The 13,485-nt window shown below is 65.1% G+C and carries 12 protein-coding genes; 8 read left to right on the top strand and 4 right to left on the bottom strand.

Annotated elements, in window-relative coordinates:
• The first annotated feature begins 99 nt into the window (after window positions 1-99).
• Window positions 100-468, top strand: coding sequence for a VOC family protein (locus tag VF168_12540; protein ID HEX7005005.1), 369 nt, complete (start codon window positions 100-102; stop codon window positions 466-468).
• Window positions 469-582: 114 nt separating this feature from the next.
• Window positions 583-1,776, top strand: coding sequence for an FAD-dependent oxidoreductase (locus VF168_12535; GenBank protein ID HEX7005004.1), 1,194 nt, complete (start codon window positions 583-585; stop codon window positions 1,774-1,776).
• A 3-nt stretch (window positions 1,777-1,779) separates the two neighbouring features.
• Here VF168_12535 and VF168_12530 read toward each other — a convergent pair whose 3' ends face one another.
• From VF168_12530 to VF168_12520, 3 genes are all read right to left on the bottom strand, one after another.
• Complete coding sequence (locus VF168_12530; protein HEX7005003.1) at window positions 1,780-2,067, bottom strand: hypothetical protein; 288 nt, start codon at window positions 2,065-2,067, stop codon at window positions 1,780-1,782.
• The gene (locus VF168_12525; GenBank protein ID HEX7005002.1) at window positions 2,068-3,147 is read right to left on the bottom strand and encodes a crosslink repair DNA glycosylase YcaQ family protein; all 1,080 of its coding nucleotides are present in this window, start codon (window positions 3,145-3,147) and stop codon (window positions 2,068-2,070) included. It lies immediately after the preceding gene.
• Between the two features lie 319 nt (window positions 3,148-3,466).
• The gene (locus tag VF168_12520) at window positions 3,467-4,483 is read right to left on the bottom strand and encodes a metalloregulator ArsR/SmtB family transcription factor (GenBank protein ID HEX7005001.1); all 1,017 of its coding nucleotides are present in this window, start codon (window positions 4,481-4,483) and stop codon (window positions 3,467-3,469) included.
• A gap of 241 nt (window positions 4,484-4,724) precedes the next feature.
• Here VF168_12520 and VF168_12515 point away from each other — a divergent pair, with 241 nt between their 5' ends.
• From VF168_12515 to VF168_12500, 4 genes are all read left to right on the top strand, one after another.
• Window positions 4,725-5,711 (top strand): GNAT family N-acetyltransferase, encoded by a 987-nt coding sequence (locus VF168_12515; GenBank protein ID HEX7005000.1) that lies wholly within the window; start codon window positions 4,725-4,727, stop codon window positions 5,709-5,711.
• A 91-nt stretch (window positions 5,712-5,802) separates the two neighbouring features.
• On the top strand, window positions 5,803-6,402 hold the full coding sequence (locus tag VF168_12510; protein ID HEX7004999.1) for a TetR/AcrR family transcriptional regulator: 600 nt from the start codon (window positions 5,803-5,805) through the stop codon (window positions 6,400-6,402).
• The gene (locus VF168_12505) at window positions 6,402-8,126 is read left to right on the top strand and encodes an ABC transporter ATP-binding protein (protein HEX7004998.1); all 1,725 of its coding nucleotides are present in this window, start codon (window positions 6,402-6,404) and stop codon (window positions 8,124-8,126) included. The genes VF168_12510 and VF168_12505 overlap by 1 nt, the downstream gene beginning before the upstream one ends.
• Complete coding sequence (locus VF168_12500) at window positions 8,123-10,153, top strand: ABC transporter ATP-binding protein (GenBank protein HEX7004997.1); 2,031 nt, start codon at window positions 8,123-8,125, stop codon at window positions 10,151-10,153. Before VF168_12505 ends, VF168_12500 begins: the two co-directional genes overlap by 4 nt.
• 27 nt (window positions 10,154-10,180) lie before the next feature.
• Here VF168_12500 and VF168_12495 read toward each other — a convergent pair whose 3' ends face one another.
• Entirely contained in the window at window positions 10,181-12,346 is a 2,166-nt protein-coding gene (locus tag VF168_12495) for an HD domain-containing phosphohydrolase (protein ID HEX7004996.1), read from the bottom strand.
• A gap of 265 nt (window positions 12,347-12,611) precedes the next feature.
• Between VF168_12495 and VF168_12490 the strand changes: the two genes are divergently transcribed.
• A complete protein-coding gene (locus tag VF168_12490; protein HEX7004995.1) occupies window positions 12,612-13,055 on the top strand; it encodes a helix-turn-helix transcriptional regulator in 444 nt (147 codons plus the stop codon).
• A 10-nt stretch (window positions 13,056-13,065) separates the two neighbouring features.
• The gene (locus VF168_12485; protein HEX7004994.1) at window positions 13,066-13,479 is read left to right on the top strand and encodes a VOC family protein; all 414 of its coding nucleotides are present in this window, start codon (window positions 13,066-13,068) and stop codon (window positions 13,477-13,479) included.
• Window positions 13,480-13,485: the final 6 nt, after the last annotated feature.

Genomic DNA, 13,485 nt, shown 5'->3' with positions numbered 1-13,485 from the left:
GGGGGCCTCCTCAGGTGTCCCTAGCCGGAATGTTACTAGATCGGCCGCTCGGAGCCTCGAAACCGAACGGCTCAACCTCTCCTGTTGTAGCTTTGGCCGATGGGCTACTCCCTGGACCACGTCCAACTGGCCATGCCCGCCGGCCGCGAGGAACAGGCGAGGGCCTTCTACCGGGACCTGGTAGGGCTGGAAGAGTTGGTCAAGCCCGAGCAGTTGCGCAGCAGGGGCGGGGTCTGGTTCAGTCTTGGCGCGCAACAGCTGCACCTGGGGGTAGAGGAGGGTTTCCGTCCTGCCCGCAAGGCGCACCCAGCCATCCGCTGCGGCGACCTCGAGGAGCTCTCGCGGCGGCTACTGGACAGCGGCTTCCAACTCGAGTGGGACGCGAATCTGCCAGGCGAGACCCGCTTCTACACGCACGATCCGTTCGGCAACCGGCTGGAATTCCTCGACACTCCGGCCGACCTCTGAAGCGGACTGACCCTGCAACGCCGCTAACCCTGAGCTTGACCAACGCATACTTTGGCCATATATTCCTTGCATAAGTTTCTCATTCGTTCGCCAGGGCGCGGAAAGGAGACGGGCATGCCTGAATACGACTACCTGATCGTCGGGGGTGGGATGACCGCGGACGCCGCCGTTCGAGGCATAAGAGAGCTCGACGAGAACGGCACCATCGGTCTGCTGAGCAAGGAGACCTTCCCTCCATACGACAAGCCGCCCCTCTCCAAGGCGCTCTGGAAGGGGGAATCGCTCGAGCGCATCTGGCGTGACACCGAGGAGTTGGGCGTCGAGACCCATTTGGGCCGAGCTGCCGTTCGCCTCGACCCACTCCGCAAGACCGTCGAAGACAACGCGGGCGAGAGCTACCGCTACGGGAGGCTGTTGCTCGCGACCGGCGGTGTCCCCCGGCGCCTGCGCGGTCGCGACGATGGCGTGATCTACTTCCGCGACCTGGCCGACTACCTGAGGCTACGGGACCTCACCGAGGAGCCGCGCCGAGTGGCAGTGATCGGAGGCGGTTACATCGGGGCCGAGATCGCAGCGGCCCTGGCGATGAACGGGCACCAGGTGGAGATGATCTTCCCCGAGAGGACGCTGCTGGCGCGCCTGTTGCCAACGAAGTTGGGCGAGTACGTGAACGGCTACTACCGGGAGAAGGGAGTGGCCCTGCATCCTGCGACTCTCGTGGACGGCGTGGAAGAACAGGGTGCCGGGTACCGGGTGAGGATCTCCGGTGGAGACGACATCGAAGCCGAGGTCGTGATCGCCGGGCTGGGCATCATCCCGAATACGGAGCTGGCAGAGGCGGCGGGACTCGAGATCAACGGCGGCATCAGCGTTAACCAGTTCCTCCAGACCGGCAACGACGACATCTTCGCGGCCGGCGACGCGGCCAGCATCTTCGATCAGGTGCTGCAGAGGCAGGTGCGCTTCGAGCACGAAGACAACGCCAACACCATGGGCTTCCATGCGGGCCAGGCCATGGCCGGCAAGCTGGCGCCCTACAGCCACCTCCCCCTCTTCTACTCGGATCTCTTCGAGCTGGGTTGGGAGGGCGTAGGTCGGGTGGACTCGAGCCTCACGGCGATCGCGGACTGGGAGAAGGAGAACGAGGTGGGAATCATCTACTACCTGAACGGCAGCAGGGTGGAGGGGACCCTCCTCTGGAACAGCTGGGGCAAAGTAGATGCCGCCCGGGACCTGATAGCCTCCAGGCAGAAGATCGAGAACGGCCGAGTGCCCCGCCTCGAGGCAGCCGCAGCTGCTATCGACTAGGGTTCACTCCTCGACCGGGGAGCACTTGTCCATACCCAGGTCATCGGCGAGTTGCTCTCCCTCGACCTCACGCCAGCGCATCCAGTTGCCACCAGCTCTTCTGCGGCGCGCCTCGTGAACCATCACCCACCCCTCGCCCAACTCCTCCACCCTCAGCCTCACTACGGTGCCGGTGGAGAGCACCCGCTCAACCGCACGAGTAGGGTCGAACATGGTGCCCAGCAGGTGCCTTTCGACAGGTCTGCGCTTCGGCCGCGTTTCCTTTGGAGTCCGGATCCGTCTTCTGGCCACCTAGACCAATCTACCGTCCAGCGGAATGCCACCGAACGAAACGATACGGTGTCGGGGTGAAGGGAAGTGGCGGCGCAGCTTGGCGATGATGTCGTCTCTCGATCGTTCGGATGAGGTTTCCTCGATGAAGACCACATCGTCGACATCGAACGGCCCGATTCCCCACCTGCCGGTGGCGATGCCCGCCACATCACCGTCGACGTATACATACTTGAGCGCAGGCAAACCATCGAACTTCCGTTTGAGGACAGACGCCTGTGCCGTTACCAGCGGGTCGCCCGGATCCAGGATCGCGAGGCTCGCTTCCGGTTCCACGGGCTCCCAGTCGCTGGCCATGAAACGCTCCCCCCAGCCGTCGATAGCGACCCGCGTCAGCTCGCCCGACTCGGTCAGCTCGGTCAGCAGCTCGCGCACCTGACGGAGGGGGAAACCTGACCAGTCCTTCGCCTCCTGGGCGCTCGTCGCCACGTGTGCTCGGCTGAACCGACGGAGCACTTCGAGCCGCGCCAGGTCCTGCTCGGGAGCGGCGACCAGCCACTCGGGCTGCTCCCGCTCGAGCGAGAACCAGGCGTTGTCCCACTCCGTCTCGAGCTGTTGCTCGAAGACCAGGAACGCCTCCTGCAGCCTCTGAAGGGCAGCGGAAAGCTCCCTGCCGCGCACCCCGCTCACCTCGGCGAGATCGCTCTTGTGGAGGGGGCCCTCGCTCTCGAGGACTTCGAGGACGACGCGTTCGGGGCCGGTCAACGGGCGTTCGCGCCGGAACGCCGCCAGATAGATGGGAACATCGGAAGTGCGTACGTAGGCGACCTTGCCGCCCTGGAACCGTCCCTTGAATACCAGCCGTTGGCGCCGGATCCGCTCGCCCACCTCCTGAGCGCTGGAGCCTGCGGCGTCTTCGTGCCTGTCGAACAGTACGACCGGCGTGCCCGGGAACTCGAAGCTGGGCGGCCTGAGCGGGCCAAGTTGTCCCACGATCTCGAGGTAGTCGGAGTCGCTGCTCCCTCGGCTGGAGGGAGTCAGGTGGTGCCGAACCGCGCGCGCAGCAAGGATCTGTTCAGGTGAAGGGACCGCTGTGCTCACCCCCGAATCGTAGACGAAGCGCCGGAGGTCGTTTCCGCCTCCGGCTTCAGGGGACCAGTTCGTGATTCATCGGGGCCCGGCTCAGGTGTGGGCGATGCGGAACGCCTTGCGACGGGACCTCTCTTGCCGATAGTGACTGGACACCGGTTCACCGCCGAGGCCGCGGCCTCCCTTTGCAGGGCGCGTCGATTCGATAGTGCGGCGGTGTTCGACGAGGGCGTTGGAGAAGTAAGCATCGGGATGTACTAACATTGGCAACCTCCTATGCAACAACTCTATCGGATGCTGCCGATACTTGTCAATAGGTCCTTGCCAATAGTCAGCTTACTTCGTCTACCAGGGCCTCCGAAAGGGTGTCCAGTACCTTCTTAACCGCTCCCTCTACCGGCTTGGGGAACGACTTGTTCCCCTTCTTATCGGTAGTGATCAGACCCGCCTCCCGCAGGAGCTTGAGGTGGCCAGACACCGTGGGTTGCGTGACGGACAGCTGATTAGCCAGGTCTCCGACGGTCATTGGCATAGTTCGGTAACGGACTATCAAGCTCAGCAGCATCAGTCGAGTCGGGTCGGCCAAGGCCTTCGCGCCCACAACAGCTTCGGCCACTCGTCTTTCGATCACCTCGTGGACCCGCTCGCCGTGGAGCCCGAACCCGACGGCAGTGACCCTGTCACCTATCAGGTGGAAGCCGCCACCCTCCGCAAAAGCGAGCGGGACTATGCGCAGCCGGCCCTTCGCGAAAGAGTCTCGCAGGCTGCCGCTCATGTCCTCGAACTGGGAGAAGTGGTGTCGAGGCAACGCCTTCAGCACGTCTCCATGCTCTGCCAGCGCCGAGTTCACCTCCTGCGCCGCCGCCTGCGCTGCAGCCAGTCCACCCTCTTCCCAGGTGGGCAGCAGCTCCGCCCAGAGTCGCTCCAGCAGGTCGGCAACTCGCCCGGACCAGGCCGCGTCCGGCGGGTCGTCCTGCCACGGGGGAGGGTCGTCGTCCTGGTGCGGGTGGTCGCCGGCGCCCAGCTCCTCGAGCAGACGGGGAAGGTCGGGCAACGCGCTCAGGAAGCGACGCGGCGTCTCATCGGCCGCGAAGCCGAGTTCCAGAGCCACTGCGAAGAGGGAGCGAGCCCTTCCGCCCTCCCCGGCGAGGTCAGCAGCGGCAGTGGCGAGCTCCGGTGCGGTTCGCCGCAACTCCTCCGCCCAGGCGAGCGGCTCTCGGCGCAGCGTGGTCAGGCCACGCAGGTAGTAGCAGGAGAAGATCAGGTCCAGGACCGGGGATGGGGCAGCGACTCGCACCTCTCCGCTACGAGTGCCGGTGCTGAATGAAAGGATCGAGTTCGGTTCCATAGGTCTGTACCTATGCTACCACTGTCGGCCACCGAGGCAGGCTCCCAGGCCGAGTACGAACGCTTCGGCTCGATCCGGTGGCTACGGTGCCCGGGATTAGGAACAGCTTTCTCCCCAGAGAGGCCCCCATATTCGCGCGCATTCGTTCGCAAGGACCTCCGATCGCCCGACCGCGCGCCTCGCGCTCGCTGTCCCGTCCGCCACCTGAGGGGAGCGCTGGCGAGTAGAATCGGAGTCCCTTATGGCTCTCTTCGGACAGCTACCATTCACGGTTCGAGAGTTCGACCGTATCCGCGACTATCCCGGTCGGGCCGAGGTGCACAACGCCTCCTACCCCGACCGGCCGGTGACCGTGGAGGAGCTGAAGACGTGGGACGAGTCGAACAACCCCGATCCGAAGTATCTCAACCGGCACTTCGTCGCCGAACTGGAGGATGGCAGGATCGCGGCCCACCTCTGGTACGGCCACTGGCCGGGCATGTATCACCCGCAGAAGCTCTACTTCAGCCTGGCGGTGCACCCCGACTTCCGCCGCAGGGGGATAGGGAGCGCCCTCTACGAGAAGACGCTCGCCGAGATCACCCCGCACGACCCCATCCGCCTCACCAACGTCGCCTACGAGAACCAGCCCGACGGTCTGAAGTTCTTGAGGCAGCGCGGGTTCGAGGAGCGGATGCGCTTCTGGGAGTCGTACCTCGACGTGCAGAAGTTCGACCCCGCGCCTTACGAGCGGGTCATCGAGAAGGTCGCGGCGGGCGGCATCGTGATCAGGAGCGAGGCCGACCTGGCCGGTGAGGCCGACTTCGAACGGAAGCTGTACGAGATGCTGAACGAGATCACGATGGACGTACCGGTACCGGACCCCTTCACGCCGGAGCCGTTCGAACGGTTCGTCGAGAACCGCCGGAAGAGCATCAACCGGATCCCGGAAGCGTACTTCATCGCGATAGACAGCGAGACCGGACGATACGCGGGCACCTCGGCCCTGTGGAAGTCGCATGCGGCTGCCTACCTGAAGACCGGCCTCACCGGCGTGCGCCGGGAGTACCGGCGCCGCGGCATCGCGCTGGCGCTGAAGCTACGCGGGATCGAGTACGCCCGGCAAGTGGGCGCGCCAGGGATAAAGACCGACAACGAGTCGGGCAACCGGCCGATGCTCAGCATCAACGAGATGCTCGGCTTCGAGCGGGGAACGGCCGAGATCGACATGAGCAAGAAGCTGAAGTAGTCCAGGACGAGAGAGCCGCCGGCACGCCGACGAGCAGCGAATGTATCGCAACCGTCTTCCGAGTGAGCGCTCACTCACTTAGACTGCCGGGGTGCCGAAGAAGAGTCGCGCCGAACCGCTGCCGCCCGACGAGCGCCGAAAAGCCATCATCGAAGCCGTTCTGCCGCTGCTCGTCGAGGAGGGAGCGACCGTTTCAACGCGCGAACTCGCTCGCGCCGCAGGAGTAGCGGAAGGAACTCTATTCACTGTCTTCCCCGACAAGCAGGCGCTGATACTGGCCGCCATCGAATACCGTCTCGATCCGGCCCCGATGAAGGAGGGCCTGCGCCGCATCGACAGCTCGAGCAGCCTCGAATCGCAGATGCTCGAAGCGGCCAGGGTCATCACCGCCAGATCGGAGGAGGTCGCCAGCCTCGCCGGCGTGTTGCGCGCCCTTGGGCCGGGCAAGAAGCGCACTTCGGGACCACCTGCCTTCGTCCTCGAGTGGAGCGCCGCGGCGCACGAGGGTCTAACCCGGATCTTCGAGCCGCATCGGGCCACTCTTCGCGCCGAGCCGCGAAAGTCGGCATCTGCGTTCTACGCACTGCTTTTCGCCAGCCGCCGGCCCATCGGCCCGCTCCCACCACTCGAACTGGATGAGATCGTCGACATCGTGCTGCGCGGCGTCGTCGGGAACGCAGAGGAAAACTGATGCTCCTTCGGATATTGCGCAAATACGCCCAGCCATACACCCGACTGATCTGGCTGATCGTGGGGCTTCAGCTGGTCGCGACGCTAGGGGCGCTGCTCCTCCCCAGCATCAACGCCGACATCATCGACAAGGGCGTGGTCCAGGGCGATACCGCCTACATCCTCCGGCAGGGCGGCTGGATGCTCGTCGTGTCGCTGGTGCAGATCGTCTGTACCATCGTCGCCGTGTTCTTCGGTGCGCGCACGGCGATGGCCGTTGGGCGCGACATCCGTTCGGCGGTCTTCAGCAGGGTGAGCGACTTCTCGAGCCGCGAGGTGGCGGGTTTCGGGCCGCCCTCGCTCATCACCCGCAACACCAACGACGTTCAGCAGGTCCAGATGTTGTTGCTGATGGTGTTCACCATGCTCGTCCGGGCCCCCATCATGATGATCGGCGGGATAGCGATGGCCATCCGCGAGGACGCCGGCCTCTCCTGGCTGGTCGCCGTGGCAGTGCCGATCCTGGCGGGTGCCATCGCGTTCATCGCCGTTCGCATGGTGCCCGGTTTTCGCGCCATGCAGAAGCGGATCGACAGGATAAACGAGGTGATGCGCGAGCAGATTTCGGGCATCAGGGTGATCCGGGCGTTCGTACGCGAGCCGCACGAAGAGGCTCGCTTCGAGAAGGCCAACGAGGAGCTCACCGATGTCGCCCTCTATGTGGGCCGCTGGATGGCAGCGATGTTCCCCGTGGTGATGCTGGTGCTCAACGCCTCCACCGTCGCCGTGCTCTGGTTCGGCGGCCTCCGCATCGCGAGTGGCGCCATGCAGATAGGCTCCCTGACCGCCTACATCAGCTATCTGATCCTGATCCTCATGTCGGTGATGATGTCGACCATGCTCTTCATGGTGCTGCCGCGCGCTTCGGTCTCCGCCGAGCGGATCGGCGAGGTTCTCGAGACCGAACCGAGCGTCGTGCCGCCGCCGGCCGGCCGGGCTGGCCGCGGCAAGGGGTTGCTCCAGTTCGAGCACGTGAGCTTCAGCTACCCGGGCGCCTCGAAGCCGGTGCTTGCCAACGTCAGCTTCGAGGCGAGTCCGGGCGAGACGGTAGCGATCATCGGCTCCACGGGCGCCGGCAAGACGACCCTTCTCAACCTCATACCCCGCTTGATGGACGTCACCCGGGGTCGGGTACTGGTCGACGGTCAGGACGTGCGGGAGTACGACCCGGAGGCGCTCTGGTCGCTGGTCGGTCTGGTGCCACAGAAGGCCTATCTCTTCTCGGGAACGGTAGCCAGCAACCTCCGCTATGGGAAACCCGATGCCAGCGAGGAGGAGATGTGGACGGCGCTCGAGATAGCCCAGGCGAAGGAGTTCGTCGCAGCGATGCCAGAAGGGCTCGAGTCGCCCATCGCCCAGGGCGGGACCAACGTCTCCGGCGGCCAGCGCCAGCGGCTGGCGATAGCCCGAGCGCTCGTACGGAAGCCCGCCATCTACCTGTTCGACGACTCCTTCTCGGCGCTCGACGTGGCCACGGACGCCCGACTACGCCGCGCTCTGGCCCCGGAAACCCGAGACGCAACGGTGCTCATCGTTGCCCAGCGGGTGGCGACGATAGTCAACGCCCAGCGGATCCTGGTTCTGGAGGATGGCGCCATCGTGGGCAGCGGCACGCATGAGGAGCTGCTGCGGACCAACGAGGTCTACCGTGAGATCGCCGAGTCGCAGAAACAGGTGGCGGCATGAGCGATCCGAAGAACCCTAAAGCGGATCGCAAGAGCGCCAAGGCTGGCCCCAAGAGCCCCAAGGCGGACCCCAAGAACCCCAAGGCGATGGAGAAGACAGAACGCATCCGCAGCCCGGGCATGTTCGGCCCCGGCGCTACCGTGGGGCAGAAACCGCTGAACTTCGGTCCCTCCCTGAGGCGGTTGCTTGGCCTCCTGCGCACCGAGCGACTGAAGGTATCGTTCGTGATCCTGTTCGGAGTGATAGCCGTGGCGCTGATGTCGGTGGGCCCGCGCGTACTCGGCACCGCCACGAACCTGATCTTCGCGGGCATCGTAGGCCAGCAGATGCCTGCCGGCATCAGCCGCGAGCAGGCGATAGCCGCCGCTAGGGCTCGGGGCCAGGATCAGATAGGCAGTCTCCTCTCCGGCATCGACTTCACTCCAGGGGTGGGAGTCGACTTCTCGGCAGTCGGCCAGGTCCTGCTGATCGTCCTGGCCATCTACCTGGGCGCATCCCTGCTTCAGTTCCTCCAGGGCTACTTGCTCAACGACGTCGTGCAAGGCACCGTCTACCGCTTGCGCCAGTCGGTCGAGGAGAAACTCAACGACCTGCCCCTGCGCTACTTCGACCGGCAACCGCGTGGCGAACTGCTCAGCAGGGTTACCAACGACATCGACAACATCTCGCAGAGCCTGCAGCAGACGATGAGCCAGATGCTCACCTCTGCCCTCACCGTCGTCTTCGTGCTGGTCATGATGTTCTCGATCTCACCGACCCTCACCCTGGTCGCACTCGCCACCATCCCGGCGACGATGGTGGTGGCGATGCTGGTGATGACCCGGTCAGGCAAGCAGTTCATCTCCCAGTGGCGCAGCACCGGCACCCTCAACTCACAGGTCGAGGAGGCGTACACGGGCCACGCTCTGGTGAAGGTGTTCGGCCGCCAGCGCGAGGTGCAGGAGGCCTTCGAACGGGAGAACGACGAGCTATACCAGGCCAGCTACAGGGCGCAGTTCCTCTCCGGACTGATCATGCCGCTGACGATGTTCATCGGTAACCTAAACTATGCCGTCATAGCCGTGATGGGCGGCTTGCGGGTAGCGAACGGCACCATCACCCTGGGCGAGGTGCAGGCGTTCATCCAGTACTCGCGCCAGTTCACCCAACCGGTCACCCAGATCGCGGCCATGGTCAACCTGCTTCAGTCGGGCGTGGCCTCGGCCGAGCGGGTCTTCGAACTGCTCGACGCAGAGGAGGAGTCGCCCGAGGAACATCTGCCCTCGCTCGACGCGCCCACTGTCGGCCGGGTGGCGTTCGAGCACGTGTCGTTCCGTTACGAAGAGGAGCGGCCCCTGATCGAGGACCTCTCCCTGGTCGCCGAACCGGGGCAGACGGTGGCCATCGTCGGCCCGACCGGCGCCGGCAAGACCACGCTGGTCAACCTGCTGATGCGCTTCTACGAGCTCGATTCGGGGCGGATAACCCTCGACGGGATCGACATCGCCACCATGCGCCGCGAAGAGTTGCGTTCGAAGATCGGTATGGTGCTGCAGGACAGCTGGCTCTTCCGTGGCACCATCCGCGACAACATCGCTTACGGGCGGCCCGAAGCCAGCGAGGACGAGATCGTCGAGGCGGCCAAGGCCGCATTCGTCGACCGCTTCGTGCACAGCCTTCCTGACGGCTACGACACCGTCATCGACGACGAGGGCGGCCGCGTGAGCGCCGGCGAGAAGCAGCTCATCACCATCGCCCGTGCGTTCCTCGCCAATCCGGCGCTTCTGATCCTCGATGAGGCCACCAGTTCGGTCGACACCCGCACGGAGCTGCTGGTGCAGCATGCGATGTCGGCTCTCAGGGGCACACGCACGAGCTTCGTCATCGCCCACCGACTCTCGACCATCCGTGACGCCGACCTGATCGTGGTCATGGAAGAGGGGCGGATCGTCGAACAAGGCAGCCACGATCGGTTGGTCGCCGCGAGCGGAGCCTACGCGGCCCTCTATCAGGCGCAGTTCCAGGAGGCGGAGAAGGCGGTGGCCTAGGCAGGCGGGTCGAAGGCGCTACAACCTTCAGCCATCGCTAGGCCGCTCGGCGATCATCGAAAGGAACGCCTCGACCACCTCCGGATCGAACTGCCTCCCCGACTGCTCTTCGACGTTAGCCAGAGCATCGTCCTCGCTCCATGCGGAGCGGTAAGGACGGTCGCTGGTGAGGGCGTCGAAAACGTCCACGACGGAGAAGATCCGGGCAGCCAGGGGTATCTGGAAGCCCGAGAGGCCGCGCGGGTAGCCGCTGCCGTCCCACCGTTCGTGGTGGCAGTAGGGGATGTCGAGAACCGGCCGCAGGAATGCTATCGGGCTGAGCAGCTCGAAGGCGTAGGTGGTGTGACGCTTCATGATCTCGCGCTCCTCGACGGTCAGCTCGGCCGGCTTGAGGAGTATCCCGTCGGGTACGCCCATCTTGCCGATGTCGTGAAGCAGGGCCCCGCGGCGCATGTGGACCAGCTCGTCGTCCGGCACCCCCATCCGCTGGGCCAGCCGCAGCGCCATCTCGGTGACGCGGCGGCTGTGCCCCTCGGTCTCCTCGTCACGCAGGTCGAGCGCCCGTGCCCAACCCTCGATGGTGGTGTCGTAGGCGAGCCGCAGCTCCTGGTTGGACCTCTCGAGGTCCTGAAACATGACGGCGTCATCGAGGGCGATCGCGGCCTGGGTTGCCAGCGTGTGGAGGAAGTCGAACCAGTCCTCGTCGGGCGTCAAGGGTGAGCGGTGGTAGAGCTCGAGCACGCCCTTGAGGTGACCCTTGGCCAGGAGCGGCACAGCCACATAGGCATGGAACTCCTCGCCGGCTATGTGCCGGGCCGTACCGAAGGCCGCCGCCATCGGATCGGCGCCCGAGATGAACCGGCGCTCCCGATCGAGACCGACGATTCCGGCCTGACCCTCACCCAGGCGCAACCTCAGGTTCTCCCAGCCCTTCCTACGGAAACCACGGCTGGCGGCGTACCTCAACTCCAGGCGCTTCGGTTCGAACAGCAGGATGCAGGAGGCGTCCACCGCAAGCATTCGCATCACCTGCTGCAACACGACATCGAGAGTGAGCTCCAGATCGAGGCTGCCGGTGATCGCCTTGTCTATCTCGTGCAGCGCGGTGATCCGCTCGAGGCGCACCTGCAGCTCCTCGTTGAGGGTCTGGATCCTGCTCCTGGCTTCATCGATCTCGCTCCGGTCGACGCCCACGCCCACGGCGAAGACGGCGCCGCTCATCTCGATCCGGGTACCGCTCAGGAGGAACGGCACCCTCGCCCCTTGCCGGTCCACGAAGCTCGCCTGAGCGCTGGCCTGCCCGTCGGCGAACACCGCCTGGAGCGTCCGTTCGATCACCTCGCCGTCGCTACCGGCGGCGAGATCGCTCGCGCGCACCTTCGCCACCTCCCCGGGCCGGTAGCCCGTCACCTCCTGGAAGTTCCGATTCCAGCGGAGCAGATTACCGCTCTCATCGGCCACGAAGAAGATCCCCGGGAGGCTGTCGATCACCACTTCGTTGAAGTGCTTCTCCTCCACCAAAGCTTCGTCGGTGAGCCGGTGTCGAACCGTCAGGTTCCGCAATGACACCTCACGCTCGACCGAGTTCCGGAGCGCCTCCTGCAGCGTCACGCCGAACCGGTCGAGGAAGAAGGCGACGAGGCAGAGGACGATGGCGAACTGCACGGCCGGCAGCCAGGGGGCACGGGCCTCTGCCGGCCCACCCGCAAGCATGCCGGCGGCGTAGAGCAGTGACGATAACAGCACGACAGCCAGCGTCAGTGTCAGCGTGGTGTAGAGCGCCCAGCGATTCAGGAGCAGCGCGGCGAGGACCAGTGGTACGAAGAAGAGGAAGAGCGCTATCTCGTTCCCCGGTATGCCCACCATGAACAGCGGCAGGGAGGCGCCTACCAGGATGACTCCTATGATCAGGATCAACGCCGCGTTGAAGTGGTGGCGCCTGTTCAGTCCTATGGCCACACCGAGCAGGATGAGCAGGGAGAGGTTGGGGACCAGCCCTCGAACCGTGAACGCCTCCCTGCCCAGCAGCAGGATGTTCACGAGCATGGTGGCGGCCACGACGACCAGCAGTATCCAGAGGAACTTCTGGACCACCTTGCTCCTCTGGCGCTTGAGGTTCCAGAGCAGGTCGGTGCGGTACTGAGGCCCTTCGCCCGCCTGCAGCGAGATCGTAGAGTCAGTGGCGCGGTCCATCAGGATCTAACGGTTTCGGCCCCTTCCACACCGCTTGCCCCTCCAAAAAAGTTCGAGCCCGCCGCTCGGCGAGGGCCGATACGGTACGGGCGTCTTCGTTTTTCGGGGGGATGATACCTACCCCGGCTCGAGCTTAAGCCGAGAAAGTTCACGGAAATCTTACAAGGCCCCCCCACCGGGCCCTGGGCGGATGCGCCGGACCAGCTCCACAGGGAGCGAACCCACTGCTGGACATCCACCCGGTCGCGTGGCACCATCGGCACAGATGAGCGGCAGAGAGGCAGAAGCGAAACGGCTGCGCGACCTGGCGCGCCTGAGGCGGGTACGCGACCGGATCGACAGGGAGTATCGGGAACCGCTCGACGTCGAAGCCCTCGCGCGGGACGTCGGGATGTCGGCCGGACACCTGAGCCGCCAGTTCAAGATCGCCTTCGGAGAGTCGCCTTACAGCTACCTGATGACCCGGCGCATCGAGCGGGCGATGGCGTTGTTGCGGCGGGGTGACCTGAACGTCACCGAAGCCTGCTTCGAAGTAGGCTGTTCGTCGCTGGGCACCTTCAGCACACGTTTCAGCGAGCTCGTGGGGGTGCCTCCGAGCGTATACCGTGAAGAGCAGGCGCTGGCCACGGCAGGGTTGGCGCCGTGCGTGGCGAAGCAGGTAACGCGGCCGATCAGGAATCGAGAAGCGACGGAAACCGAGCCGCGCTAGAGTGACCGCCATGAAAAACGTGACCATATTCGAGACTTTCCTCCCTCATGACGACCCGCAGGCCTCGCTCGCCTTCTACCGCGACACCCTCGGCTTCGAGGTCCGCAACCAGGTGGAGTACGGCGACATGCACTGGATCACCGTGGGTCCTCCCGAACAGCCCGGCACCTCCATCGTCCTCTACCCGCCGGCTTCCAACCCGGGTATCACCGAAGAGGAGCGTCGGACGATCGCGGAGATGATGGCCAAGGGCACCTTCGCCAGCATCATCCTGGCCACTCCGGACCTCGACGCCACCTTCGAACGGGTTCAGGCGAGCGGAGCCGAGGTCGTCCAGGAGCCGACCGACCAACCCTACGGCCGCCGGGATTGTGCCGTGCGAGATCCGGCCGGCAATCTGATCCGCATAAACCAGGTCCGGTAGAGGACC

The organism is Trueperaceae bacterium (genome assembly GCA_036381595.1).
Lineage (GTDB): Bacteria > Deinococcota > Deinococci > Deinococcales > Trueperaceae > DASVCN01.
Note: the sequence above shows the minus strand (reverse complement) of the source record. Positions and strands in the feature narration are given on the sequence as shown.

Bases quoted from the DNA above. Each gene is read 5' to 3' on its own strand.
- VF168_12540 (HEX7005005.1), top strand. From the start codon at position 100: ATGGGCTACTCCCTGGACCACGTCCAACTGGCCATGCCCGCCGGCCGC.
- VF168_12535 (HEX7005004.1), top strand. From the start codon at position 583: ATGCCTGAATACGACTACCTGATCGTCGGGGGTGGGATGACCGCGGAC.
- VF168_12520 (HEX7005001.1), bottom strand. From the start codon at position 4,483: ATGGAACCGAACTCGATCCTTTCATTCAGCACCGGCACTCGTAGCGGA.
- VF168_12515 (HEX7005000.1), top strand. From the start codon at position 4,725: ATGGCTCTCTTCGGACAGCTACCATTCACGGTTCGAGAGTTCGACCGT.
- VF168_12505 (HEX7004998.1), top strand. From the start codon at position 6,402: ATGCTCCTTCGGATATTGCGCAAATACGCCCAGCCATACACCCGACTG.
- VF168_12500 (HEX7004997.1), top strand. From the start codon at position 8,123: ATGAGCGATCCGAAGAACCCTAAAGCGGATCGCAAGAGCGCCAAGGCT.
- VF168_12495 (HEX7004996.1), bottom strand. From the start codon at position 12,346: ATGGACCGCGCCACTGACTCTACGATCTCGCTGCAGGCGGGCGAAGGG.
- VF168_12490 (HEX7004995.1), top strand. From the start codon at position 12,612: ATGAGCGGCAGAGAGGCAGAAGCGAAACGGCTGCGCGACCTGGCGCGC.
- VF168_12485 (HEX7004994.1), top strand. From the start codon at position 13,066: ATGAAAAACGTGACCATATTCGAGACTTTCCTCCCTCATGACGACCCG.